Origin of the sequence: Streptomyces aurantiogriseus (genome assembly GCF_014649375.1) — a bacterium.
Classification (GTDB): Bacteria; Actinomycetota; Actinomycetes; order Streptomycetales; family Streptomycetaceae; genus Streptomyces; species Streptomyces aurantiogriseus.
Window position 1 is genome coordinate 1 of sequence record NZ_BMSX01000048.1, and the last position, 26629, is coordinate 26629.

Annotated in this window: 11 protein-coding genes; 6 read left to right on the plus strand and 5 right to left on the minus strand. The window is 75.7% G+C overall.

Going from position 1 to position 26629, the window contains the following annotated elements; translation table 11 throughout:
* The 6 genes from IE263_RS47105 to IE263_RS47130 form a co-directional block, all read left to right on the plus strand.
* Window positions 1-4412, plus strand: a 4412-nt coding sequence (locus tag IE263_RS47105; RefSeq protein WP_189944320.1) for a non-ribosomal peptide synthetase, incomplete at its 5' end; no start/stop codon positions are given.
* Window positions 4413-4414: 2 nt separating this feature from the next.
* Complete coding sequence (locus tag IE263_RS47110) at window positions 4415-5629, plus strand: cytochrome P450 (RefSeq protein ID WP_189944321.1); 1215 nt, start codon at window positions 4415-4417, stop codon at window positions 5627-5629.
* A 76-nt stretch (window positions 5630-5705) separates the two neighbouring features.
* Entirely contained in the window at window positions 5706-6908 is a 1203-nt protein-coding gene (locus tag IE263_RS47115) for a cytochrome P450 (RefSeq protein ID WP_189944322.1), read from the plus strand.
* 31 nt (window positions 6909-6939) lie between these two features.
* Window positions 6940-8160, plus strand: a complete 1221-nt coding sequence (locus tag IE263_RS47120; RefSeq protein WP_189944323.1) for an NAD(P)/FAD-dependent oxidoreductase — start codon at window positions 6940-6942, stop codon at window positions 8158-8160.
* The gene (locus IE263_RS47125) at window positions 8157-11279 is read left to right on the plus strand and encodes a non-ribosomal peptide synthetase (RefSeq protein WP_189944324.1); all 3123 of its coding nucleotides are present in this window, start codon (window positions 8157-8159) and stop codon (window positions 11277-11279) included. The genes IE263_RS47120 and IE263_RS47125 overlap by 4 nt, the downstream gene beginning before the upstream one ends.
* Before the next feature lie 52 nt (window positions 11280-11331).
* Window positions 11332-12558, plus strand: a complete 1227-nt coding sequence (locus IE263_RS47130) for a cytochrome P450 (protein WP_189944325.1) — start codon at window positions 11332-11334, stop codon at window positions 12556-12558.
* Window positions 12559-12604: 46 nt separating this feature from the next.
* On the opposite strand, the gene IE263_RS47135 is transcribed toward IE263_RS47130, so the two are convergent.
* The 5 genes from IE263_RS47135 to IE263_RS47155 form a co-directional block, all read right to left on the minus strand.
* Entirely contained in the window at window positions 12605-12823 is a 219-nt protein-coding gene (locus IE263_RS47135) for a hypothetical protein (protein WP_189944326.1), read from the minus strand.
* Between the two features lie 154 nt (window positions 12824-12977).
* On the minus strand, window positions 12978-13817 hold the full coding sequence (locus IE263_RS47140; protein WP_189944327.1) for a thioesterase II family protein: 840 nt from the start codon (window positions 13815-13817) through the stop codon (window positions 12978-12980).
* Window positions 13814-15844, minus strand: coding sequence for an alpha/beta fold hydrolase (locus tag IE263_RS49870; RefSeq protein ID WP_189944328.1), 2031 nt, complete (start codon window positions 15842-15844; stop codon window positions 13814-13816). Before IE263_RS49870 ends, IE263_RS47140 begins: the two co-directional genes overlap by 4 nt.
* A complete protein-coding gene (locus tag IE263_RS47150; protein WP_189944329.1) occupies window positions 15841-22503 on the minus strand; it encodes a type I polyketide synthase in 6663 nt (2220 codons plus the stop codon). Before IE263_RS47150 ends, IE263_RS49870 begins: the two co-directional genes overlap by 4 nt.
* 35 nt (window positions 22504-22538) lie before the next feature.
* Window positions 22539-26629 (minus strand): type I polyketide synthase (locus tag IE263_RS47155; RefSeq protein WP_189944330.1); only part of this gene is annotated, 4091 nt, incomplete at its 5' end.

Consider the following 26629-nt stretch of genomic DNA (forward strand, 5'->3'; position numbering starts at 1 on the left):
GGCTGGACCTGGCCGGCATCGACCTCGACGAGGCCTTCACCGGCGGCCCCGCCACGGCGGCAGCCGTCAAGGCGGTCAAGGAACAACTGCTCCGCATCCCCGACAAGGGCATCGGCTACGGCCTCCTGCGCCACCTCAACCTCCAGACCGCCGGGGAACTGGACTGGCACCCTGTCCCGCAGATCAGCTTCAACTACCTGGGCCAGGTCTCCGCCCAGGACATGCCGCAGCAACTGCGCGGACTCGGCTGGACGCCGGCCGCCGACGCGGTCGGCCTCACGGCTGACCTGGACCCCGGCATGCCCGCGCCGGCCGCGCTGGAGATCAGCGCCTACGCCACCGACACCGGCGACGGCCCGCGGCTGAGCGCTCGGGCGGCCTTCCCGACCGGCATCCTCTCCCGGGACGAGGTGCGGGAGCTGGCCGAGCTCTGGCGGGAGGCGCTGGAGGCGCTCGCCCGGCACGCCACGACCCCGGGCGCGGGCGGGCTCACCCCGTCCGACCTGCCACTCGTGCGGGCCACGCAGCAGCAGATCGACGAGTGGGAGCGCCGCTACCCCGGTCTGAGCGACGTATGGCCGCTGACCCCGCTGCAGTTCGGCCTGCTGTTCGAGACGCTGCGGCTGGAGGACGGCGCCTTCGACCCGCACCTGGTGCAGGTGGCCTTCCATGTGCGCGGCCGTGTCGACTCGGCGCGGATGCGGGTGGCGGCACAGGCGCTCCTCGACCGGTACGCCAACCTGCGCACCGCCTACGTCACCGACGACGGCGGCGACCTCGTCCAGCTCGTCGTCGACGGAGTCGAGGTGCCGTGGCGGGAGGTAGATCTGCGGGACCTCGACGAACCGGCCAGGACGGCGGCGTACGAGAGGTTCCTCGCCGACGACCATCACGCCCGGTTCGACCCGGCGGCGCCGCCGATGCTGCGCTTCTCCCTGGTCCGGCTCGGACCGGACCGCTCGGAGCTGGTGCTGACGGTCCATCACGTGCTGTTCGACGGCTGGTCGTTCCCGCTGCTGGTGCGCGACCTGGTGCGGCTGTACGCGGCCGAGGGCGACGCCACGGTGCTGCCGAAGGCGGCCGAGTACCGCGAGTTCCTGCGCTGGCTCGACGCCCGCGACGAGGAGGAGGCCGCGCGGGCGTGGGCGAAGGAGCTGGCCGGCGTCGGCGAGCCCACCCTGCTCACCGCCGAGGCGCCGGTGGACACCCCGGACGCCGACGACGAGCGGGTCGGCACGGTCGACGTGCCCCTGCCGCTGGAGGCGGCCCGGGCCCTGAAGCAGCGCGCGGCCGAACTGGGCGTCTCGATGAGCACACTGGTGCAGGGCGCCTGGGCCCTCATGCTCGGTCAAACGACGGGCCGTCAGGACGTGGTGTTCGGCACGACCGTCTCCGGACGCCCGCCGGAGGTGCCCGGCGTGGACTCCATGGTCGGCCTGTTCGTCAACTCCCTGCCGGTGCGGGCCCAGTACACGGCCGCCGACTCGCTCGCCGACGTCCTGCGGCGGCTCCAGGAGCGGCAGACCGCGCTGCTCGACCACCACCACTACGGGCTGCACCGCATCCAGCAGAGCACCGGCCTGCAGACACTGTTCAACACCATCGTGCTCTTCCAGTCCTTCCCGGTGGACCACGAGGGCGTCGGCGAGGCCGCCGAGGCGGCCGGGATCAGCGTCACCGGCATGCGCCCCTCCACCGGTGCCCCCTACCTGGTGGGCCTGGCCGCGGACGCCGAACCGCACCTGCGGATGATCCTCCAGTACCAGCGCACGGCGATCACCCGCGAGTCGGTGGAGCTGATCCGGCGCCGCCTGCTGCGGGTCCTGCGCCAGCTGGTCGCCGACCCGCAGGTGCCGGTGGGCGCGGTCGACGTGCTGGATCCCGACGAGCGGCAGCAGCTGCTCGCCGGCTTCAACGACACGGCCGCGCACGGCCCGGCGCGCACCATCCCCGAGCTGTTCGAACGCCAGGTCGTCGCGGCGCCGGACGCCGTAGCGGTGCTCTTCGAGGGCGAGGCGCTGACCTACCGGGAACTCGACGAGCACGCCAACCGGCTCGCACGCGCGCTCGTCGCGCGCGGGGTCGGACCGGAGACCGTCGTGGGCGTCGCGCTGCGGCGGTCCCCGCAGTGGTGCGTGGCCGTCCTCGCCGTCATGAAGGCCGGTGGCGCCTACCTTCCGCTCGACCCGGCCTACCCGGCCGAGCGGCTGGCGTTCATGGTCGAGGACTCGACGACCGGACTGATCCTCGTCGACGCGGAGACCCAGCCCCTGCTGCCGGAGCTCGCCGCCGAGCAACTACGCCTGGACGAACCGGAGTTCGCCGCTCACCTGGACGGACGGGACCCCGGACCGCTCACCGGCGCCGACCGCGGCGGTCCGCTCGCCGTGGCGAACGCCGCGTACGTCATCTACACCTCCGGCTCCACCGGCCGGCCCAAGGGCGTGACCGTCACCCACACCGGGTTCGCCAACGTCGTCTCGGTGATCGTGGAACGGCTGAAGGTGTCGTCCGGCAGCCGGGTCCTGCAGTTCGCCTCCCCGAGCTTCGACGTCTCCGTCGGCGAGATGTGCATGTCCCTGTTCGCGGGCGCCACGCTGGTGATGGCGGACAAGGACCGGCTCGCCCCCGGCACCCCGCTGGTGGACACCGTCGCCGAGCACCGGATCAGCCACGCGATCCTGCCGCCCGCGGTGCTGGCCGCCCTGCCCGACGGCTCGCTGCCCACCGTCGAGTCGCTGATGGTGGCCGGCGAGGCGACCTCGCCCGAGCTGGTCGCCTCCTGGTCGGCGGGCCGGCGCATGTTCAACGGCTACGGGCCGACCGAGACCACCGTGGGCGTGACGGTGAGCGAACTCACCGCCGACGGCCGGGTGCCCATCGGCCGTCCGATCACCAACACCCGCGTCTACGTGCTGGACACCGCGTTGCGGCCGGTGCTGCCGGGTGTGCCCGGCGAGCTGTACATCGCCGGCGCCGGACTGACCCGCGGCTACCTGGGCCGGCCGGGACTGACCGCCGAGCGGTTCGTCGCCTGCCCCTTCGGCGCCCCCGGCGAGCGCATGTACCGCACCGGTGACCTGGCCGCCTGGACACCGGGCGGCGAGCTGGAGTTCCACGGTCGGGTCGACAACCAGGTCAAGATCCGCGGCTTCCGGGTGGAACTCGGCGAGATCGAGTCCGCCCTGCTCGCCCACCCCACGGTGGACCAGGCGGCGGTCATCGCCCGGGACAGCGGCGAGGGTGACCGGCAGCTCGTCGCCTACCTCGTGCCCGCACCCGACGCCACCGCGAACGCCGAGGAACTGCGCGCCCACCTGGCGGAGCGCATGCCGGAGCACATGGTCCCGGCCGCCTACGTCCCGCTGGAGCAGCTGCCGCTCACCCCGAACGGCAAGCTGGACCGTGACGCGCTGCCCGCCCCGGAGTTCGCCGGCGCCGCCTACCGGGCCCCGCGCACCGAGCTGGAACGGCGGCTGGCCGAGTTGTTCGCCGAGGTGCTCGAGGTCGAACGGGTCGGCGTCGACGACGACTTCTTCGACCTCGGCGGGCACTCCCTGCGCGTCACCAAGCTGATCAGCCGCATCCACGCCGTGCTCGGCGTGAAGATCCCCATCCGCGTGATGTTCGGGGCGACCACCGTCGCCCAGCTCGCCGAGCACGTGCGGGAGCGGGCCGCCGGCGACACCCCCGCCTTCGCCGACCCCTTCGCCACCGTCCTGCCCATGCGCACCGGCGGCAGCGGGGCACCGGTGTGGTTCATCCACTCGGGCGTCGGACTGTGCTGGTCGTACGTCGGCTTCGCCGCCCACCTCGGCGACCGGCCCGTCCACGGCATCCAGGCCCGCGGCTTCGACGGGTCCGCGCGCCCGGAGTCCACCACGGCGATGCTCGACGAGTACCTGGAGCAGATCCTCGCCGTCCAGCCGGAAGGCCCCTTCCACCTCGTCGGCCACTCCACCGGCGGCACCTACGCCCACGCCCTCGCCGTCCGGCTGCGCGAACGCGGCTTCGAGGTGCCGGTGCTCGCCCTCCTCGACAGCCCGCCCAGCAGCTGGTTCCGGCAGATCGAGGAACCCGTGAACATGCCCGAGGTACGGGAGTTCTTCACCGACTTCTTCCTCGCCTCGGTGCACGACCAGGACCGCGAGGCACTGGTGGCCAACGCCAGCACCATGTTCCGCGACCACGCCGAGAAGCTCCTGGAGTTCGACTCGCCCGTCTTCGACGGCGACGCCCTGTTCTTCAACGCCACGCTCAACCCGGACGACTCCTACGGCCCCGAATGGGCGCCGCACGTCCTCGGCACCGTGCACGAGTACGACATCGAGTCCACCCACATGGGCGTCAACAAGCCGGAGCCCGCGGCCGAGATCTGCCGCGTCATCCGCCGCCACCTGGAGGGGAACTGACCATGCACAGCGACACGGCAGCGGCAAGGGCACTGGCCGACCGCTGGGGCGTCAACCCGGCGTTCTTCTGGATGTGGGGACGCGCCCCGGCCCACCCGGTCGAGGTCGACGACTACGGCATCTGCCACGTCCACGGCTATCCGGAGGTGCTCCAGGTCCTCGGCGACCACACGTCCTTCTCCAACGACGTCATCGGCCTGATGGCCGGCGACACCGTCGACCCGGAACTCACCGAGGGCGCCCTCCTCCAGACCGACCCGCCCGAGCACACCAAACTCCGCCGCATCATCAGCAAGGCGTTCACCCCGCGCATGGTGGCCGCCCTCGAACCGCGGATCGCCGAGGTCACCCACGAACTGCTCGACGCGGTGGCCGGCCAGGACCGCATGGAGATGGTCGACGACCTGACCTACCCCATGCCCGTCATCGTCATCTCCGAACTGCTCGGCGTGCCGCACAGCGACCGGGAGCTGTTCAAGAAGTGGGTCGACCGCATGGCCAGCAGCGCCGTCGCGCTCACCTCCGGCGACCGCAACCCCGAAGACGACCTCGACCCGCAGGCCGCCGTGCGGGCCGTGCCCGAACTCCTCGACTACCTGCGCGCACACGCCGCCGAACGCCGGGTCACACCGCGCGAGGACCTGCTCACCAAGCTGGTCGAGGCGGAGATCGACGGCGAACGGCTCAGCGAGTCCGCCGTGGTGAACTTCGCCAACGAACTCCTCGTCGTCGGACACGCCACCACCAGCGCCCTGCTCGGCAACGCCCTGCTGTGCCTGGACGCCCACCCCGAGACCATGGCCCGGGCCCGCGCCGACCGCTCCCTCGTCCCCGCCGTGATCGAGGAGTCCCTGCGCTACATGAGCCCCATCGCCGTCGCCTACAAGGCCACCGTCGCCCCCACCGAGATCGCCGGGGTGCGCGTCCACCCCGGCCAGATGGTCGCCGTCGGCCTCGCCGCGGCCAACCGCGACGAGCGGCAGTTCGACCACCCGCACGTCTTCGACCCCGACCGGCCCACCAACCCCCACCTCGGCTTCGGCCGCGGCATCCACTTCTGCCTCGGCGCACCGCTCGCCCGCCTGGAGGGCCGTATCGCCGTGGAGATCCTGCTGGAGCGCTTCCCCAAGCTGCGCGCGGACCCGGACGCCCGACCGGAGTTCCTCCCCCTGCCGCACGTCATCGCCACGTCGAAGCTGCCGCTGCTGACCGCATGACGACCGCCCCGACGGACCGCGCCGGCGCGGTCCGTCCCTCCCCGCACTGCCGGCGACACAGCGAAACGGAGACCCGATGACCGGCCCGGTCGACCAGTGGGACATGCACCCCCAGCACTTCTGGCTGCGCGGCACCCAGCCCGAACATCCCGTCGAGTACGACGAGTCGGTGGGCATGTGGCACGTCTACGGCCACCCCGAGGCCCTGGAGATCCTCGGCGACCCGGCGACGTACTCCTCTGCGGTCGCCGCCCGGTTCGCCCCCGCCGAGCAGGCCGCGGTGGCCTTCGACGGCAACCTCACCCAGACCGACCCGCCCGAGCACCAGAAACTCCGCAAGATCGTCAGCCGCACCTTCACCCACAAGATGGTCGCCGGCCTGGAGGAACGCATCCGCGACCTCACCCACGAACTCCTCGACCAGGTCGAGGGGGACACCTTCGACCTCGCCGAGGCGCTCGCCTACCCGCTGCCGGTGATCGTCATCTGCGATCTGCTGGGCATCCCGCGCAGCGACCGCGACCAGCTCAAGGCCTGGGCCGACCAGTCCCTCGCCGCACGCGGCCAGCTCACCACCCGCCAGGGCGACGCCGCCCAGGAACGCTCCCTGGACGACCAGGCCGAGGCCGCCATGGAGATGGGCTTCTACTTCCTCGAACGCGTCGCCGAGCGCCGCCGCTCACCCGGCGACGACCTGCTCACCCGGCTCATCGAGGCCGAGGTCGACGGCGAACGGCTCACCGACCGGCAGATCGTGAACTTCACCAACCTGCTGATGTTCGCCGGGCACATCACCACCACCATGCTGCTCGGCAACACCATCCTGTGCCTGGACGCCTTCCCCGACGCCGACGCCCGGGTGCGCAAGGACCGCGCCCTGGTGCCCACGCTCATCGAGGAGTCCCTGCGCTACCTCAGCCCGCTCGCCGCCGGCTACCGGCTCACCACCCGCGACGTCGAACTCGCCGGCCGCCGCATCCCCGAGGGGCAGGTGCTGGAGGTGTGGTTCTCCGCCGCCAACCGCGACGCCCGCGTCTTCACCGACCCCGACGTGTTCGACCCCGCCCGGGACCCCAACCCGCACCTCGGCTTCGGCCGCGGCATCCACTTCTGCCTCGGCGCCCCGCTGGCCCGCCTGGAGGGCCGGATCGCGCTCGGCATCCTGCTCGACCGCTTCGCCGAGCTGCGCACCGACCCGGCCGACCGGCCGACCTTCCTGACACCGCCGGACTTCACCGGCGTCTGGTCGCTGCCGCTGCGGGTGAACCGGCAGCCGTGACCGCCGCGGGCGGCAGGACAAGGAGCCTTTCGTGTACGACGTGATCGTGGTGGGCGCCCGCTGCGCCGGTGCCTCCGCCGCGCTGCTGCTGGCCCGCGCCGGCTACCGCGTGGCCCTGCTGGAACGCAGCAGGTTCCCCAAGGACACCCTCTCCACCCTGTACATCCACCAGCCCGGCGTGGCGCTGCTGGGCCGCTGGAACGTGCTGCCCGACGTGGTCGCGACCGGCTGCCCGCCACTGGACCGCGTCCAGTACACGCTGGACGACATCCGCCTCGAGGGCTGCTCCTGGCCCGCGGACGGCCGGCGGACCGCCTACGCACCGAGGCGCCGGCTGCTCGACGCGATCCTGGTCGACGCCGCCGTGCGCGCCGGGGCCGACTTCCGCGACAACTGCACCGTGCAGGACCTGGTGTTCGACGACGGCCGGGTCACCGGGGTGCGGACCGGCGGCCGTGCCGGGCAGCGCACCGAGCGGGCCCGGCTGGTCGTCGGCGCGGACGGCATGCGCTCCACCGTCGCCGCACTGGCCGGCGCCAAGACGGAGATCGAGGACGCCCGCGCCACCTGCGCCTACTACAGCTACTGGTCCGGGCTGCCGCCCCGGTTCCGGCTCCACGAGTCGCGCGGCGGCTGGGTCGGCACCGTGCCCACCAACGACGGCGCCACCCTCGTCGCCGGGTACTTCCCGCAGCGGGACTTCGCCGCCGTCCGCGCCGACGCCCTCGGCGCCCTGCTCGCCCTCGTCGGGCGGACCGCGCCCGAGGTGCGCGCCGAGATGGCCGACGGACAGCGGCTGGAGCGGGTGCACGGCACCGGCGACCAGCAGAACTTCTTCCGCCAGGCCACCGGCCCCGGCTGGGCGCTGATCGGGGACGCCGGACACCACAAGGACTCCATCACCGCCCGCGGCATCACCGACGCCTTCACCCAGGCCCAGCTGCTCGCCGACTGCGTGGGCGACGCCCTGCACGACCCCGCCCGGCTGGTCGCGGCGCTCACCCGGTTCGCCGCCCGCCGCACGGACACACTGATGGACCACTACCACGCCACCCTCAAGACGGCCCGGCTCGATCCGCCCGCCCACCAGATCGACCTGCTGCGCGCGATCGCCACCCGCGCCGATCTCACCGACCGCTACTTCTCCGTGCTGTCGGGGGTCTGCCCCCTCGACGAGTTCGTCACCCCCGAGCTGCTCGATCTGCTGGAGACCCCGGGCGCCACGACGGGCGAGGAGGACACCCCGCGATGACCGTCGACGACAGCCCCGTCCCCGCCGCACCGGGCACCGAGCGGCTGGAGCTCTCCCCCCTCCAGGAGGAGACGCTGCGCCGCCCCGGCCCCGCCACCGTCCTCACCCTCCACATCGAGGGCCCCCTGCACAGGGAGCAACTCGCCTTGGCCCTGCGGCACCTGACGGAGCGGCACGAACCGCTGCGGACGCGGGTGGAGACCGTGGCCGGCCGGCCCGTGCAGACCGTGGGGTCCGCAGCACCGGTCGAACCCGAGTTCACCGACCTCACCGCGCTGCCCACGGCCGACCGCGCGACCCGCGTCAAGGCCCTCCTCCGGGCGGCCGCCACCCCCATCGATCCCCACCACGAACCGCTCCTGCGGCCCCTGCTGGTCCGGCTCGCCGACGCCGAGCACCTCCTCGCGCTCGCCGTCCACCCCCTCGCCGCCGACCCCTGGTCGGGGCCCCTGATCGCCGCGGAACTGCCCGACCTGTACGCGGACGCCCTGGCGGAACGGCCGCCACGGCGCCCGACGCCCCGCGTACGGTACGCGGACCACGCGGCCCGGCAGCGAGGCCGGCTCACCGAAGCCGGCCTCGCCGCCCAGCTCCACCACTGGCGCGAGCGGCTCACCGGCCTGCCCGCGCTCTCCCTGCCGGCCGACCGTCCGGGGCCCCAGGAGGGCCGCACCGCCGGCGAGCCGTACGTGTTCCGGGTGCCGGCCACGGTCGTACGCGACCTGACCGCGCTCGCCCGCGCCCACGACGGCACGCTGCTCACCGGGCTGTTCACGGCATGCCAGGTCCTGTTCTCCCGCCACAGCGGGCAGCGGGACCTGGCCCTGGCCACCCTCACCGACGACCGCGACCGGCCCGAACTGACCACGCTGATCGGCGCGTTCGCCAACCCGGTGGTGCTGCGCGGCACCGTCCGCCCCGACGTCCCCCTCGCCCGGCTCCTGGCCGACAACGCCACCGTGGTCCGCGACGCCCTCACGCACCGGGACGTGCCCTACGGCCGCGTCGCCGAGGCCCACGGCACCGCCCCGGCGGACGTCCTGCTCACCCTGCGCGAGGACCCCGAGCCGCCCGCCGGACCCGACGGCCCGACCATGCGGGCGGTCCGCCCGGCCGGGCTGCCCGTCTCCTTCGGCATCACCCTCGACTTCACCGCCACCGCCGACGGGGCGCTCACCGGCACCCTCGTCTGCGACACCCGGTTCTCCGCCGGCACCGTCCGGCGCCTCGCGGGCAGCCTGCTCACCCTCCTGACCGGTGCCGTCGCCCAGCCCGACCGCGCGGTGGGCGACCTGCCCCTGCTCGACGCCGAGCAGCGCCGCACCCTCATCGACGACTGGGGCACCAACCCGCCGGCCACACCCCCCGACCGGTGCGTGCCCGAGCTCGTCGCGGACCAGGCGCGCACCCGTCCCGACGCGGTCGCCGTCGTGGACGACACGGGCGTCACGACGTACGGCGCACTCGACGCCCACGCCAACCGCACGGCCCACCTGCTGCTGGCCTCCGGCGTGCGGCCCGGTGCCGTCGTCGCCGCGTGCCTGCCGCGCGGCGCCGGCCTGGTCGCCGTCCTCCTCGGCGTGCTGCGGGCAGGCTGCGCCTACCTGCCGCTCGACCCCGGCAACCCGCCCGACCGGCTGGCCTTCATGCTCGCCGACGCGGACGCCGCCTGCTGCCTCACCGACACCGCCCTGACCGAGCGCCTGCCCCGCACCGACGTACCGGTGCTTTGCCCGGACCGGGAACGGGACGCGCTCGCCGCGCAGCCCGCCACAGCCCCCGACGTGCCGCTGACCCCTCGGCACGCCGCCTACGTCATGTACACCTCGGGGTCGACGGGCCGGCCCAAGGGCACGGTCGTCGAGCACCGCTCCATCACCCGCCTGGTGCACGACGCCGACTACGTGCGGCTGCACCCGGACGACGTGATGGGCCAGGTCGCCACCCCCGCCTTCGACGCCGCCACCTTCGAGTTCTGGATGCCGCTCGTCGCCGGGGCCCGGCTCGCCGTCATCGACAAGGACACCCTGCTGGACCCGGTCGCCCTGCCCGAGGCGCTGCGCCGGCACGGCGTCACCGTGATGTTCCTGACGAGCTCCCTGTTCAACCAGGTCGTCGCGGTCGACCCGGACGCCTTCGCCCCCCTTCGCCACCTGCTCGTCGGCGGCGAGGCGCTCAACCCGGCCCGCGTCAGCCAGGTCCTCGCCGCCCGGCCGCCGCAGCGGCTGCTCAACGGCTACGGGCCCACCGAGACCACCACCTTCGCCACCTGGCACCTGATCCGGCAGTCCGACGAGCACGCCCCGGTCCCCATCGGCCGTCCCCTCAGCGGCACCGCCGTACGCGTCCTGGACGAGCGGCTGCAGCCGGTCCCGGTGGGCGTGCCCGGCGAGCTGTTCATCGCCGGACCCGGCCTGGCCCGCGGCTATCACGGCCGGCCCGCCCTGACCGCGCAGCGCTTCCTGCCCGACCCGTACGGCACGGCGCCCGGCGAGCGCATGTACCGCACCGGGGACCTGGTGCGCTGGCGCGCCGACGGCACCCTGGACTACCTCGGCCGGGCCGACGACCAGGTCAAGATCCGCGGCTTCCGCATCGAGCCGGGCGAGGTCGAACTCGTCCTCCGGCAGCACCCGCACGTGGCCGAGGCACTGGTGACGGCGGTGTCGAACGGCGAGCACCAGCGCCTCGTCGGCTACGCCCGCCCCGTCCCCGGCCACCACCTGGATCCGGCCGGCCTGCGCGACTTCGCCGCCGCCCGGCTCCCCGAGTACATGGTGCCGTCGGCCGTCGTCGCGCTCGACGCCTTCCCGCTGAACGCCAACGGCAAGCTCGACCGCGCGGCGCTGCCTGCCCCCGAGGCCCCCGCGGACACCGCGCCCGCCACCGGGCCCCGTACGCCCACCGAACGTCTGCTCGCCGAGATCTGGGCCGATGTGCTCGGCGTCCCGCACGTCGGCGTCACCGACAACTTCTACGAGATCGGAGGCGACTCCATCCTCGGCGTGCGGGTGGCCGCCCGGGCCCGCAAGGCCGGCCTGCCCCTGTCCGTCAAGGACGTCCTGCGCCGGCAGACCATCGCCGAACTGGCCACCGCCGTCACGGCCGGGGGCGACTGACACCGCGCCCGCCCCGATCCGCCCGACCCGCAGGGAGCGAGGAACACCACCCATGCCCACCCACGCGCCGCAGACCACCGGCCCGGCCCTGCTCGACCTCACCGACCCGCAGACGTTCCTGGACCACGACCCGCACCACATGTGGCGCCCCTACCGCACTCACCACCCGGTGTTCTGGCACCCCGGCCGGGACGGCCGCCCCGGCTTCTGGGTGCTCAGCCGGTACGAGGACGTCATGGCCGCCTACCGCGACAACAAGCGGTTCACCTCCGAGCAGGGCAACGTGCTCGCCACCCTGCTCAACGGGGGCGACTCGGCCTCCCGCAAGATGCTCGCCGTCACCGACGGCCCCCGGCACCGCGAGATCCGCAACCTGATGATGAAGTCCTTCTCCCCGCGGGTGCTGGAACCCGTCGTGACCGGTGTGCGCGAGCGCACCCGGCGGCTGGTCGCCCGCGCCGTCGAGCAGGGTGACGTGGACTTCGTGACCGACGTCGCCGACCGCATCCCCATCCACACCATCGGCGACCTCATGGGCATCCCGGCCGCCGACCGGGAACAGGTCGTGGACTGGAACGCCCAGACGCTGTCCCGCTACGACGCGGACGACAGCGAACTGGAGTCCGTGCTCGCCCGCAACGAGATCATCCACTACATCTCCGGCCTGGTCGCCGAGCGCCGCCGCAACCCCGGCGAGGACGTGCTCAGCACCCTTGCCCACGCCGCCGTCGACGGCGAGCCGCTCAGCGACGAGGAGATCGTGCTCCAGTCCTACAGCCTGATCCTCGGCGGCGACGAGTCCAGCCGCGCCTCCGCCGCCGGCGCCGTTCTCGCCTTCACCCGACACCCCGACCAGTGGCGCCGGCTGAGCGGGGGCGAGGTCGGCCTGGAGACCGCCGGCGAGGAGGTGCTGCGCTGGACCACGCCCACCATGCACTTCGGTCGGCGTGCCCTCGTCGACGTCACCGTGCGCGACCGGACGATCAAGGCGGGCGAGATCGTCACCCTGTGGAACATCTCCGCCAACTTCGACGAGCACGCCTTCGCCGACCCGTACGCCTTCGACCTGGCGCGCACTCCCAACAAGCACGTCAGCTTCGGGCACGGGCCGCACTTCTGCCTCGGGGCCTACCTGGGCCGGGTCCACATGAAAGCCATGCTGGAGGCGCTGCGCGACATGGTCGCCGACGTGGAACTGCGCGGCGAGCCCAAGCGCCTGTTCTCCAACTTCGGCCACGGTCACAGCAGCATGCCGGTCCGCCTCCACGCCCGCGCCTGAGCCCACCGGCGGCGAGCACACGGGCCGGGGCGCGGCCGGCCCGCGCTCAGGACCGGACGCGGTCGAGGAAGCCGACGACGAGCGGGCCGAACAGCCGGCCGACGGGCAGCGGTGGCGGCGGCGCCGGGCGCCCCCGGCCGGACCAGCCCCCCGCACCGGCCCGCGCGGTGCCCGGCTCGGCCACCGTCCTTCGCGTCGGCCGCCCCTGCCCGGCGCAGCTGCCGCCGCCGCCCGCACCGGCCCGCGCGGTGCCCGGCTCAGCCACCGTCCTTCGCGTCGGCCGCCCCTGCCCGGCGCAGCTGCCGCCGCCGCCCGCACCGGCCCGCGCGGTGCCCGGCTCAGCCACCGTCCTTCGCGTCGGCCGACCCTGCCCGGCGCAGCTGCCGCCGCCGCCCGCACCGGCCCGCGCGGTGCCCGGCTCAGCCACCGTCCTTCGCGTCGGCCGAGCCTGCCCGGCGCAGCTGCCCGCCGTCCCGCGCGAACGTCGTGAGGTCGTGTCCGATCGCCTCCGCCAGCTGCTCCTCCCCGGACTGCAGATAGAAGTGGCCGCCCGGTAACAGGCGGGTCGTGCACGTCGACCCGGTGTGGTCGTGCCAGCTGTCCAGACCGGCGCGCAGCACGTCCACGTCCTCGTCGCCGCAGTACACGCTGATCGGACACCGAGTCCGGCTGCCGGAGGTGTCCTGGTACAGCTCCACCGCCCGGAAGTCGGCCCGCAGCGCGGGGATGACCAGGGCCAGCAGGTCCGGGTCGTCCAGCAGGGCCGCCGGGGTGCCGGCCAGTTCGCCCATCTTCGCCGCCATGCCGGCGTCGTCCAGCAGATGCAGGCCGTGGTTCTGCCGCACCGACGGCGCGGCGCGCCCCGACGCGATCAGGCCCAGTGGCGCGAGGCCGCCGCCCATCCGCTCCAGGCGCAGCGTCACCTCGTACGCCACCATCGACCCCATGCTGTGCCCGAAGAGAACCGGCGGTCGCTCCAGACGGGGCCGCAGGACCTCGGCGATCCGGTCCGCCAGCTCGCCGATCTCCTCCACCGGCGGCTCCTGGATGCGGTCCTGCCGCCCCGGATACTGCACGGTCAGCACCTCGGCCCGTGCCGACAGCCGCGCCGACAGCGAGTGGTACGTCGTCGCCGCCCCGCCGGCGTGCGGGAAGCAGACCAGCGTCGGGCCGTTGCCCCTGGGCCGGTGGTAGCGGCGGATCCATGTGTCGTGGTCCGCGGCGGGCCGGCCCGTGCGGGTTCCCGGGGAGGCCGTCATCGGGCGGCCTCCGCCGGGGCGAGCAGGTCGGCGGCGACGTCGGCGACGGACGCGCACCCGGTCAGCGCCAGCGCCAGATCCAGATCGGCGAGCAGACAGCGCAGCACGTGCTCCACCCCGCGCTGCCCGTCCAGCCCGAGCCCGTACACATACGGCCGGCCGACCAGCACCGCGTCGGCGCCCAGGGCGAGCGCCTTGAGCACGTCCGTGCCGGTGCGGATCCCCGAGTCCAGCAGCACCGGCGTGGCCGCGCCGACGGCGTCGCGCACCCCGGGCAGGGCGTCCAGCGCGGCCACGGAGCCGTCGAGTTGGCGGCCACCGTGGTTGGAGACGACCACGCCGTCCGCGCCGTGCTCCAGCGCCAGCCGGGCGTCGTCCGGATGCAGGACGCCCTTGACGAACAGCGGCAGCCGGGTCAGGCCCCGCAGCCACGCCAGGTCCGCCCAGGTCTGGGCCGGGTCCGTGGAGATCTGCGCCCAGCGCCGCACGATCTCCATGTCGTCGGCGCCCTCCGGCAGCCCGGCCCGGAAGACGGGGTCCGCGGTGAAGTTGGCGATGCCGGTGCCGCGCAGGAACGGCGAGTAGCCGCGGTCGAGCTCGGCCGGCCGGAAGCCCAGGTGCCCCGCGTCCACGGTCACGGCCAGCGCCGAGTAGCCGTGCGCCTCGGCCCGGCGCACCAGGGACACGGCGACCGCCCGCTCCGTCGGCAGGTACAGCTGGAACCAGCGCTCCCCGCCCGCCGCGTGCTCGGCGACCTCCTCCAGCGGGTGCGCGGCGAACGTCGACAGCACGAGCGGCACCCCGACCGCGGCCGCGGCCCGCGCGGTGGCCAGTTCGCCCTCCGGATGCACCACGGCCTGCGCGGCCACCGGCGCCAGCAACAGCGGCGCCGCCAGCCGCCGGCCGGCCACCGTCACGCCCAGGCCGCGCCGGGCGGCGCCGCGCAGCATCCGCGGCACCAGGCGCCGGCGGTCGAAGGCCGCGCGGTTGGCCCGCCCCGTGGCCCCGCTGCCCGCCGTACCGGACACGTACCCGAACGCGTCCGCCGACAGCTTCGCCCGGGCCGCCTCCTCCAGGGCCGTCAGATCCGTGGGCAGCGCCGGGCGGCGGCCGCCGAGACCGGCGATCAGGATCTCCCGGACCAGATCGGCGGGCGCGGCCGCAGCCGCGTGCGTGGCGCGAGGGCCGGGCGCCGGTGCGGGGTCCGCGCCGCTGCGCGCGGGTGCCGATGCGGGACGCGCGCCGTCCCGGTCGGCTGCCGGCGCGGCATGCGTGCCGCCGGTGGCGGGGCTCGGCCCCGCGGTGTCCGCCCGCACGAAGCGGGTGAGCAGCTCCGCCGCCTCGGCGGTGTGCTCGACGAGTGCGAAGTGGCCGCCGCGCAGGGTCTCCACGACGTGCCCGGCGGTGCTGTGCCGCGCCCACCCCGCCAGCTGCGCGACCGAGTTCTTCGGGTCGTCGGAGCCGACCAGCACGGTGAGCGGGGCGCCGGCCGCGGCGTCGGCCGAGCACCGGTAGCGGCGCAGCGCCCGCACGTCGGCGCGCAGCAGCCGCAGCAGCTCCCGCACCGTCTCCGGGTCGCGCAGCAACGGTTCCGGTACGCCGCCCAGGCGCCGCAGCTCACCGGTGATCTGCTCGTCCGTCAGCGCGTCCACGTCGGGCTCCCCCCAGTCCTCCGACGGAGGCCGGGCGGCCGACACGAACACCCGGGCCACCTCGGCCCGTCCCTGGAGCAGCCGGGCGGTCTCGAACGCGACCAGCGCGCCCATGCTGTGCCCGAGCAGGAACAGCGGCCCGTCCACGCCGTCGAGCGCCTTGGCCGCCTCGACCGCCAGGGTCTCGATGTCCTCGGCACAGGGCTCGGACCGCCGGTCCTGGCGGCCGGGGTAATGCACGGCGAGCAGCTCGACGTCGTCGGGCAGCGCCGCCGACAGGGCGGTGAAGGCGTTCGCGCCGCCGCCCGCGTGCGGGAAGCACACCAGGCGCGCCGCGCCGGGCCCCCGTTCGTGGAAGCTGCGGATCCGGCTCATGTCCACGCTGTCTCGTCCTCCGTCGTCGGGCTCAAGTGGGTCAACAGGCCGCGCAGCCGGTCGCGTACGACGGCCCGCTCGGCCTCGTCGAGGCTCCGGCCGGTCACCGCGGCCTCCAGCCGGGCGATCTCGCCGAGCATCGCCGACACGGCACCGGCAGGAGGCGCCGAACCGGCGGCCGGCGCCCGGTCCGTCCGGCCGGTCCCGAGGGCCGCCGCCGCCGCGGAGCCGTCGGCGTTCGGCTCCCGCTCCGCCGGGCCGGGCGCGCCCGCCCCCGCGGCGTCGGCTCCGGGCGCGGTGGCCGTCTCGGCGCGCAGATGGTCCGCCAGGTCGGCCGGGGTCGGCCAGTCGAAGATGAACGTGGCCGGCAGCCGCACCCCCGTGGCCGTGGCCAGCCGGTTGCGCAGTTCCACGGCGGTCAGCGAGTCGAAGCCGACCTGGTCGAAGGGGACCTCCGGGTCCACCACCGCGGCGGACGCGTGCCCGAGGACGGCCGCGACCTCCGCGCGCACGACGTCCAGCAGGCTCCCGCCGGCCACCGCGGGCGGGGTGGCCGCCCCGGCGGCGGGGGAGCGGCCCTCGGACCGCGCCCCGCCACCGGCCCCGGCCGCCCGCTGCACGGACGGCGCGCCGCCGCTCCCGGCCGCCCGCTGTGCCGGCAGGCCGCCCACGGTCCACCGCACCGCCACCGCCACCGGCAGGTCGCGGCGCACGGCGGCGTCCAGCAGCGTCAGCCCCTGACCGGCCGTCAGCGGGGCGACGCCCGCGCGGCCCATGCGGGCCACGTCGGCCTCGGACAGCCCGGCGCCCATGCCGCCCGTGCCCTCCCACAGCCCCCACACCACCGACACACCCGGCAGACCGACCGACCGCCGGTACTCCACCAGTCCGTCCAGGAACGCGTTGCCGGCGGCGTAGGCGGCCTGCCCGGGCGAGCCCAGGGTGCCGGCGAGCGAGGAGAAGACCACGAACGCCGTGACGCCCAGCCGGCGGGTCAACTCGTGCAGGTGGACGGCCGCGTCGACCTTCGGACGCAGTACCCGGTCCAGCCGGTCCGGGGTGAGCGAGCCGAACAGACCGTCGTCCAGGACACCGGCCGCGTGCACCACACCGCCGACCCGCACCCCGTCACCGGCCAGCGCGTCCAGCACGGCGGACAGCTGCTCCCGGTCGGCCGCGTCGCACGCCACCGTGCGGATCTCGGCGCCGTGGGCGCGCAGGCCGGCGAGATCGGCGGCGGCCTCGTCGCCGGGGGCACCGCGTCCCAGCAGGACCAGCTGCCGCACGCCGTGCGCGGTCACCAGATGGCGGGCGGTGAGCCGGCCCAGCCACCCCAGCCCGCCGGTGATCAGCACCGCCCGGTCCGGGTCCCACACCTCCTCGTCCGGCAGGTCCAGCACCACCTTGCCGACGTGCCGCGCCTCGCCCAGGTACCGGAAGGCGTCCAGCGCCCGGCGCACGTCCCACACCGCGACCGGCGGCGGAGTGAGCGTGCCCCGCTCGAACAGGTCCCGCAGCTCCAGCAGGATCTCCTGCAACCGCTCCGGACCCGGGTCGCGCACGTCGTACGCCCGGTAGTCCACCCCGGGATGCCGCCGCGCCACCTCGGCCGGGTCGCGCCGGTCGGTCTTGCCCATCTCCAGGAACCGCCCGCCGCGCGGCAGCAGCCGCAGCGAGGCGTCGGCGAACTCCCCGGCCAGCGAGTTCAGCACGACGTCGACCCCCGCGCCACCGGTCTCCTCCCCGAAGCGCCGTTCGAAGTCGAGTGTGCGGGAGGAGGCGATGCGCTCGTCGGGCAGCCCGGCCGCGCGCAGCGCCTCCCACTTGGCGGGGCTCGCCGTCGCGTACACCGTCGCGCCCAGGTGGCGGGCGATCTGCAGCGCGGCGGTGCCGACGCCGCCCGCCCCGGCGTGCACGAGCACCGACTCGCCCGCGCGCAGCCCGGCCAGGTCCACCAGGCCGTGATAGGCGGTCAGATACGTCACGGGGATCGCGGCCGCCTCCCGGAAGGTGAGGCCGTCGGGGATCGGGCAGACGTAGCGGCGGTCGGTCACCGAGAAGGGGCCGATGCCGTAGAAGAGGCCCATCACGCGGTCGCCGGGGCGCAGGTCGGTGACGCCCGGGCCGACCTCCACGACCACGCCCGCGCCCTCGCCGCCCTGGCCCGCGTCGGCGGCGTGCCCGTCGACGGACGGCGGGATCACGCCGAGGGACAGCAGCACGTCCCGGAAGTTCAGCCCGGCGGCCCGCATCCGCACCCGCACCTGGCCGTCCGCGAGCGGCGCGCCCGCCTGCGGCCACGGCCGCAGGGACAGCCGGGCGAAGGTCTCCTTGCCGACGTAGTCGAGGTGCCAGTACGGCGTCCCGGCCGGCGGGCGCAGCGTGCCGTCGGGGTCCTCGGCGGTCAGGCAGGGCCGGTGGGCGGCGCCGCCGCGCAGCGCGAGCTGTGGCTCGCCGCTCGCCACGGCGCGCGCCAGCGCCCGCCGGGACGCCGGGGTGCCGTCGGTGTCGAGCAGCACGACGCGGTCCGGATGCTCGGCCTGCGCGGAGCGCAGCATGCCCCACACGGCCCGGTGCGCGAGGGCACCGGCGGGCTGCTCACCGTCCACGGCGACGGCGCCGCGCGTGACCGCCACGACCCGGGTGCCCGCCGGTCCGTCGGTGCGCACCACCCGCCGTACGGCGTCCAGCACCCGCTCCAGCGTGTCCCGCACCGCCTGCGGATCCGACGCGGGGTCCGCCGGGCACGGCAGCAGCACCACGTCGGGTGCCGTGTCCTCGGCCGACTCGGCGGAGAACGGGGCGAGTTCGATACCGGGCGGCGCCTCCCACACCTCGTCCGCGTCGCCGGCGACCGCCCAGCGGCCCCGCTCGGGGACGGGCGGCAGTCCGGGCAGCGCCTCCCACGACGGGCGCAGCAGCCCGTCGGAGCCGTCGCCGCCCTGGCCGTCGGCGGGCAGCGGACGCAGGGCCAGGGAGCCGATCGACGCCACCGGACGCCCGGAGGCGTCGGCCAGATCGAGGCTGACCGCGCGATCGCCGGCCGGGGCCAGCCGGACCCGCAGCGCGGACGCGGCGGTCCCCGTCAACCGGACCCCGGACCAGGCGTAGGGCACCATGCCGCCGTCGCCCGGCGCCGTACCGGGCAGTCCGGCGAGGGCGATCGGGTGCAGCGCCGCGTCCAGCAGCGCCGGATGCAGCACATGACCGGCCGGCGCGTGCGGCACGTCGGCGGGCAGCGCCACCTCGGCGAACAGCTCCGCCCCGCGCCGCCACATCGCCCCGGCCCCGCGGAAGACGGCGCCGTAGTCGAGCCCCCGCGCGGCCAGGTCCGCGTACAGGTCGTCGGGCGTCACCGGCACGGGCTCCGCGCCCGGCGGCGGCCATGCCGTCAGATCGGCCGCCTCTCGCGCCACGGCCGGCGCGACGGTGCCGTGGGCGTGCCGCGTCCACGGACCGGACCGCTCGTCGGCCGCCCGACGGGAGTGCACGGTGACCGCGCACCGCCCGTCGGCGTCCGCCGCGGCGAGGAACACCCGCACCTCCACCTCGGCGTCCTCGGCGACGGCCAGCGGCGCCTGGAGCACCAGTTCCTCCACCGCTCCGGCGTTCGCCGTACGCGCCGCGTGGGCCACCAGGTCGAGCAGCGCGGTGCCCGGCACCAGCACCCGTCCCGCCACCCGGTGACCGTCCAGCCAAGGCAGCGCCGCGCGGGAGAGCCGCCCGGTCAGCAGCAGCCCCTCCGGCTCCGGCACCTCGGCCACGGCGGTCAGCACCGGATGCCCGGACCGGGCCAGCCCCGCGCCGCGCACATCGGCCGCGGCCGACGGCGCGTCCGCCCAGTAGGTGCGGTGCTGGAACGCGTACGTCGGCAGCTCCACGCGGTGCGCACCCCGGCCCGTGAACACCGCCGGCCAGTCGACGTCGCCGCCCTCGGCGTGCAGCCGGGCCACCGCGGTCAGCAGCGCCCGGGGCTCCGGCTCGCGCCGTCGCAACGCCGGGATCAGCGCCCGCCGGCCGCGCGTGCCGGACTCCGCGAGGCATCCGTCGGCGAGGGCGGTCAGGTCACCGGCCGGGCCCAGCTCCAGGAACCGGGTGCAGCCCAGCTCCGCGAGACTGCGCACACCGTCCTCGAACCGCACCGTGCGACGCGCGTGGCGCACCCAGTAGTCGGGGTCCGCCAGCTCCCCGGGGTCCGCCGGGCGCCCGGTCAGGTCCGACACGAACGTCACCCGCGGGTCCCGGTGCGTCAACTCCCCGGCGACCGCCCGCAGATGATCCAGGGCCGGGTCCATCAGCGGGGAGTGGAAGGCGTGGCTCACCCGCAGCCACGTCACCCTGCCGCCCGCCGCCTCGAAGGGGGCGACGCAGGCGGCGAGCGCCGCGTGGTCGCCGGACAGCACCGTGGCGGCGGGCCCGTTCACCGCGGCGAGCGCCACCCGGTCCTCGTACCCGGTGAGCAGCGCGCCCGCCTCCCGCGCGGAGGCGCGCAGCGCGACCATCGCCCCGCCGGAGGGCAACCGCTGCATCAGCCGCCCCCGCTCCACGGCGAGCCGGGCGCCCTCCTCCAGGGACAGGACGCCCGCGGCATGGGCGGCGGCCAGCGCGCCGACGGAGTGGCCGAGCACCGCGTCGGGCCGCACACCCCACGAGTCCAGCAGGCGGTGCAGGGCGGTCTGACACGCGAACAGCGCCGGCTGCGTGTACCCGGTCCGGTCCAGCAGGGCCGCGTCCGGCGTGTCCGGGGCCGCGAACACCACGTCCTTCAACGGCCGTTCCATCCGCGGGTCGACCACCGCGCACACCGCGTCGAAGGCCTGCGCGTACACCGGGAACGCCGCATACAACGCGCGTCCCATGCCGGGCTGTTGGGCACCCTGGCCGGCGAACAGGAACGCGGTGCGGCCCTCGGCCGCCGTCCCCCGCACCAGGTCCGCGGGCGGGGCCCCGTCGGCCAGCGCGCGCACCCCGTCGAGCAGCCCCTGCCGGTCCGCGGCGAACAGCACGGCACGGTGCGGCAGATGGCTGCGGGTGGTGGCCAGCGCCACCCCCACGTCGGCCGGATCCGCGTCGGGTACCCCGCTCAGGTGCCGGTGGAGCCGGTCCGCCTGCGCCCGCAGCGCCGCCTCGCCCCGCGCGGACAGCAGACACGGCACGACCGGCAGCGGGGCCGCCCCGGAACCACCACCGTCGGCGGTGATGGCCGCACCGGAGCCGTCACCGGTCCGCGGCGCGTACCCCCGCCCCCCGGCACGGCCGGTCGCGGGCGTGTCGCCCTCCTCCAGGATGATGTGCGCGTTGGTGCCGCTGATGCCGAACGACGACACGGCGGCCCGGCGCGGCCGGTCGTGCTCGGGCCACGGGATCGTCTTGTTCAGCAGGGCGACCGTGCCCTCGGCCCAGTCCACGTGCGGGGTGGGCTCGTCGGCGTGCAGGGTGCGCGGCAGCACGCCGTGCCGCAGCGCCATCGTCATCTTGATGATGCCGGCCACGCCCGCGGCCGCCTGCGTGTGCCCGATGTTCGCCTTCAGCGAACCCAGCCGCAGCGGATCGGCCGCCGACCGCTCCCGGCCGTAGGTCGCCATGAGCGCGGCCGCCTCGATCGGGTCGCCGAGCGTGGTGCCCGTGCCGTGCGCCTCCACCGCGTCCACATCGGCCGCGGACAGCCCGGCGTCGGCGAGCGCCTGCCGGATCAGCCGCTCCTGGGCGGGCCCGTTGGGCGCGGTCAGGCCGTTGCTCGCGCCGTCCTGGTTCACGGCGGAGCCGCGCATCACCGCCAGCACCGGATGGCCCAGCCGGCGGGCGTCGCTGAGCCGCTCCACCAGCACCAGCCCGACGCCCTCGGACCAGCCGGTGCCGTTCGCGGACGCGGAGAACGCCTTGCAGCGGCCGTCCGGGGCCAGCCCGCGCTGCCGGCTGAACTCCACGAACGGCAGCGGCGTCGCCATCACCGTCGCACCGCCCGCCACCGCCAGCGAGCACTCACCGCGCCGCAGCGCCGCACCCGCCAGATGCAGCGTCACCAGCGACGACGAACACGCCGTGTCCAGCGTGACGGCCGGACCCTCCAGGCCGAAGGTGTACGCCAGCCGCCCCGAGGCCACACTCCCCGCCCCGCCGGTCGTCAGGAACCCCTCCAGCTCCGGAGGGGCCGGGGTGAGCCGGGACAGGTGGTCGCCGTACATGGCCCCCACGAAGACGCCCGTGCGGCTGCCGCGCAGGGACAGCGGCGGAATCCCCGCGTGCTCGAACACCTCCCATGCCGTCTCCAGCAGCAGCCGCTGCTGCGGATCGATCGCGAGCGCCTCGCGCGGGCTGATGCCGAAGAACTCGGCGTCGAACCGCGCGGCGTCGTGCAGGAACCCGCCCTCCTTGACGTACGAGGTGTGCGGCGTGTCCGGGTCGGGGTCGTACAGGGCGGCCAAATCCCAGCCGCGGTCGGCGGGGAACGGGCCGATGGCGTCCACCTCGTCGGTGACCAGCCGCCACAGGTCCTGCGGGGAGGCGACCCCGCCGGGGAAGCGGCAGGCCATGCCGACGATCGCGATCGGCTCGTGCTCGCGCCGCTCCAGACGGCTGTTGGCCGCCTTGAGCCGTTCGTTGTCCTTCAGCGCGGCCCGCAGTGCCTCGACGACTTGCCGGTGTGATGTGGACGCCATCTGCGCTCTCTTTCGTACTTCCCGCCGGGGATGGGTCAGGACTCGCTGTCGCCGAGTGCCAGGCGGACCAGGTCGTCGGTGGTCATCTCGTCCAGGGCGCTCGCACCGTCGGCCTCGTCGTCCGCGCCGCGCGCGTCCGGGGTGCCGTCCGGCCCGGCGTCGGGTGCGAGGTCGGCGCGCAGCCGGTCGGCCAGCGCCGCGGGCGTGGGATGGTCGAAGATCAGCGTCGGCGGCAGCTTGACGCCGGCCACGGCGATGAGCCGGTTGCGCAGCTCCAACGCCGTCAGCGAGTCGAAGCCCAGGTCCTGGAACTGCCGGTCGGTGGTCACCCGGTCCGGTCCCGCATGTCCCAGCACGGACGCCACCTCCGAGCGCACGGCCTCCAGCAGCACATGCCGATGCTCGTGCCGGGGCGTCCGCGCCAGCCGCGCCCGCAGGTCCGCCACCGGAGCCGCACCGGCCGGGGCCGTGCGCCGCGCGGGCAGCAGGGCGCGCAGCGGCGCCGGCACCGTGTCCGGGTCGACCGCCGCGAGGTCGAGCCGGGCGGCGGCCAGCACCGGCCGGCCGACCGCGACGGCCGCGTCGAACAGGTCCAGGCCCTCCTCGGCGGTCAGCGCGCCGATGCCCGAGCGGGCCAACCGCCGTAGGTCGGCCTCGCCGAGCCCAGCCGACAGCGCGCTCTCGTCCGCCCACAGACCCCACGCCACGGACACGGCGGGCCGGCCCTCCGCCCGCCGGGCCTCGGCCAGCGCGTCCAGGGCGGAGTTGGCCGCCGCGTACCCGGCCTGCCCGGCCGAACCCAGCACCCCCGCCAGCGAGGAGAACAACACGAACGCGGTGAGGCCCGCGTCCCGCGTCAGCTCGTGCAGATACCGGGCGCCGTCCGCCTTGGGCCGCAGCACCCCGTCGATCCGCTCGGGCGTGAGCGACTCGACGAGCCCGTCGTCCGTCACCCCGGCCGCGTGCACCACCCCGGTCAGCGGCCGGTCAGCGGGTACGGCGGCCAGCACGGCGGCGAGCGCCGCGCGGTCCCCGGTGTCACACGCGGCGACCGTCACCCGGGCGCCGGCCGCCGTGAGGTCGGCCACGTACTCCTCCGCACCCGGCGTGCCCATCCCGCGCCGCCCGGTCAGCAGCAGGTCCCGGACGCCGTGCCGGACCACGAGATGCCGGGCCACCAGCCGGCCGAGGGTGCCCAGACCGCCGGTGATCAGCACATGGCTGTGCTCGCCGAACGGCGCCTCGGCAGTGACCGCCGCGCTGCCGTGCGGGCGCAGCACCGGCATCAGGGTCCGGCCCGCCCGCAGCGCCAGCCGGGGCTCGCCGGAGGCGAGCGCGGGCACCAGGGCCCGCACGGACTCCGGCCGCCCGTCGCCGTCGACCAGCGTGAGGCGTCCCGGCCGTTCGGCCTGCGCCGCCCGCACCAGCCCCCACACGGCCGCCCCGGCGGGCTCCGGCCGCTCCTGCGCGGCGACCGCGACGGCACCCTCGGTGAGCAGGGCCAGCCGCGCGCTCTCCAGACGGTCGTCGGACAGCCAGCGCTGCACCAGACCGAGGGCCGCGTGGACCGCCGGTCCCAGCGAGCCGTCGCCCTCGGCGGCGGCCCGCGGGATCGCGTCCGTCGCGACGACCAGCGCGGGCGTCGGCGCTCCCTCGTCCAGGGCCGTGCCCAGCGCCGCCAGGTCGGGGTAGGCGCGGACGGTGACGCCGCCGGCGCGCACGGCCTCCGCCACACCGGCCGGGTCCGGGCCGACGACCGCCCACACGTCCGCCGGGGTCCGCTCCGTCGGCTCCCGCCGCACCCACTCCGGCACGAGCAGCACGGCACCGTCGACCGGGCCCGCCGCGTCCGCGGCGCCGGCCGGCAGAGCACGCAGCGCCAGCGACCCCACGGCGAGCACCGGCGCGCCGGTGTCGTCCGCCACGAGCACGGAGCAGCTGTCGGCCGCGGTCCGGCGCAGCCGTACGCGCAGCACGTCCGTCCCGCTCGCGCCGAGCGTCACCCCGCTCCACAGGAACGGCACCACGAGCCGTCCGTCGTCCTCGCCGTCCTGACCGTCCACGAGCGCGGCGTGCAGGGCCGCGTCCAGCGCCGCGGGATGCAGGTGGAAACCCTCGGCGTCCCGGGCGTCCGGCGGCAGGACGACCTCCGCGTACACGTCCGCTCCGGACCGCCACGCCGCCCGCAGCCCCTGGAAGGCGGGGCCGTACCCATAGCCCCGCTCGGCCAGCGCAGGGTAGAGCCCGTCGACGGGCACCGCCCTCGCGCCGGGCGGCGGCCACGCCGTCAACTCCTCGTCCTCGTGAACGGCCCGGCCCACGCCGAGCACGCCCGAGGCGTGACGCGTCCACGCGGCTCCGGGCGCGCCCTCGGAGCGCGCGTACAGGGTGAAGGCGCGGGCGCCGTCCTCACCGGGGCCTTCGACCAGGAGCTGCACCGCGGTGGCCTCGTCGACCGGCAGGGGCGCCTCCAGCGTCAGTTCGGTCACCGCGCCCGTGCCGCCGCCCACCTGCCGCGCCGCGTACAGCACCATCTCGGCGACGGCCGCGCCGGGCAGCAGGGCACGGCCCCGGACGGTGTGGTCGGCCAGCCAGGGCCGGGCGTCCGGGTCGAGCCGCCCGGCGAACAGCACGCCCTGGCCGGCGGCCAGCTCCACGGGCGGATCCAGCAGCGGATGCCCGCTCCGCGCGGGCGCACCGGCCGACGTCTCGTGCCAGTAGCGCTCGCGCTGGTAGGCGTACGTCGGCAGGGCGACGGCCCGGCCGCCGGGGAAGAACGCGCCCCAGTCCACGCTCGCGCCGCGCACGTACGCCCGCGCCAGCGCCGTGGTGAAGGTGCGGACCTCGTCCCGGTCGCGGCGCAGCAGCGCGGCCACCGTGGCCTCGGCGCCGGCCTCCCGCTCGGCCAGCGCCGCGGGCACCAGGGCGCTGAGCACGCCGTCCGGCCCCAGCTCCAGCCAGGTGGTGACGCCCTGGCCGGCGAGGTGGCCGACGCCGTCGAGGAAGCGCACGGTCTGCCGCAGCTGCCGCACCCAGTGGTCCGGATCGGCCAGCTCCTGCGCCGTCGCGGGCCGCCCGGTGACACCGGAGACGACAGGGACGGCCGGGGGCCGGAAGTCGAGGCCGGCGGCAACCTCGCGGAACTCGTCGAGGATGTCGTCCATGTGCGGCGAGTGGAAGGCGTGACTGACGGTCAGCCGTCGCACCCGCCGCCCCGCCTCGCGCCACGCCGCCTCCACCGCGGCCACGGCCGCCTCGTCACCGGAGACCACCACCGACCGCGGCCCGTTGACGGCCGCGACGACGACCTGCCCGGCGTGGCCGTCCAGGGCCGGCCGCACCTCGTCCTCGGTGGCCTCGATCGCGGCCATCGCGCCGCCCGGCCGCGCCGACTGCATCAGCCGCCCGCGGGCCGCCACGAGCGTGCAGGCGTCGTCGATCCCGAGCACGCCCGCGACATGCGCCGCGGCCAGCTCCCCGATGCTGTGCCCGATGAGGAAGTCCGGGGTCGTGCCGCAGTGCTCCAGCAGCCGGAAGAGCGCCACCTCCACGGCGAACAGCGCCGGCTGCGTGTACCGGGTCCGGTCCAGCAGCGCCGCCTGCTCGCTGCCCTCGGCGGCGAGGATCAGCTCCTTCAGCGGCACGTCGAGATGACGGTCCATCCGGGCGCACACCTCGTCCAGCGCTGCCGCGAAGACCGGGTGCGCCTCGTACAGGCCGCGGCCCATGCCGGGACGCTGACTGCCCTGCCCGGTGAACAGGAACGCCGTGCCGCCGACGCCCTCCGCCCGGCCCGTGACCAGCTGCGGCGCCGACTCCCCACGCTCCAACGCGGCGAGCCCGTCCAGCAGTTCGTCCGGCGTGGCACCGAGGACCACCGCGCGGTCGGTGAGCGCCGCGCGGGTGGTGGCCAGCGAGTGCCCGAGGTCCAGGTGCGCCACCGACAGCTCCGCCCCGGCGCCCGCCGCCCGGGCCCGCAGCCGCCCCGCCTGCTCGCGCAGCGCCGCGGTGCCCCGGCCCGAGACCACCCACGGCAGCAGCGCCGGCACCTGCGGCTCCCGCGGCTGCTCCTGGTCCTGGGGTGGTTGTTCGAGGATGACGTGGGCGTTGGTGCCGCTGATGCCGA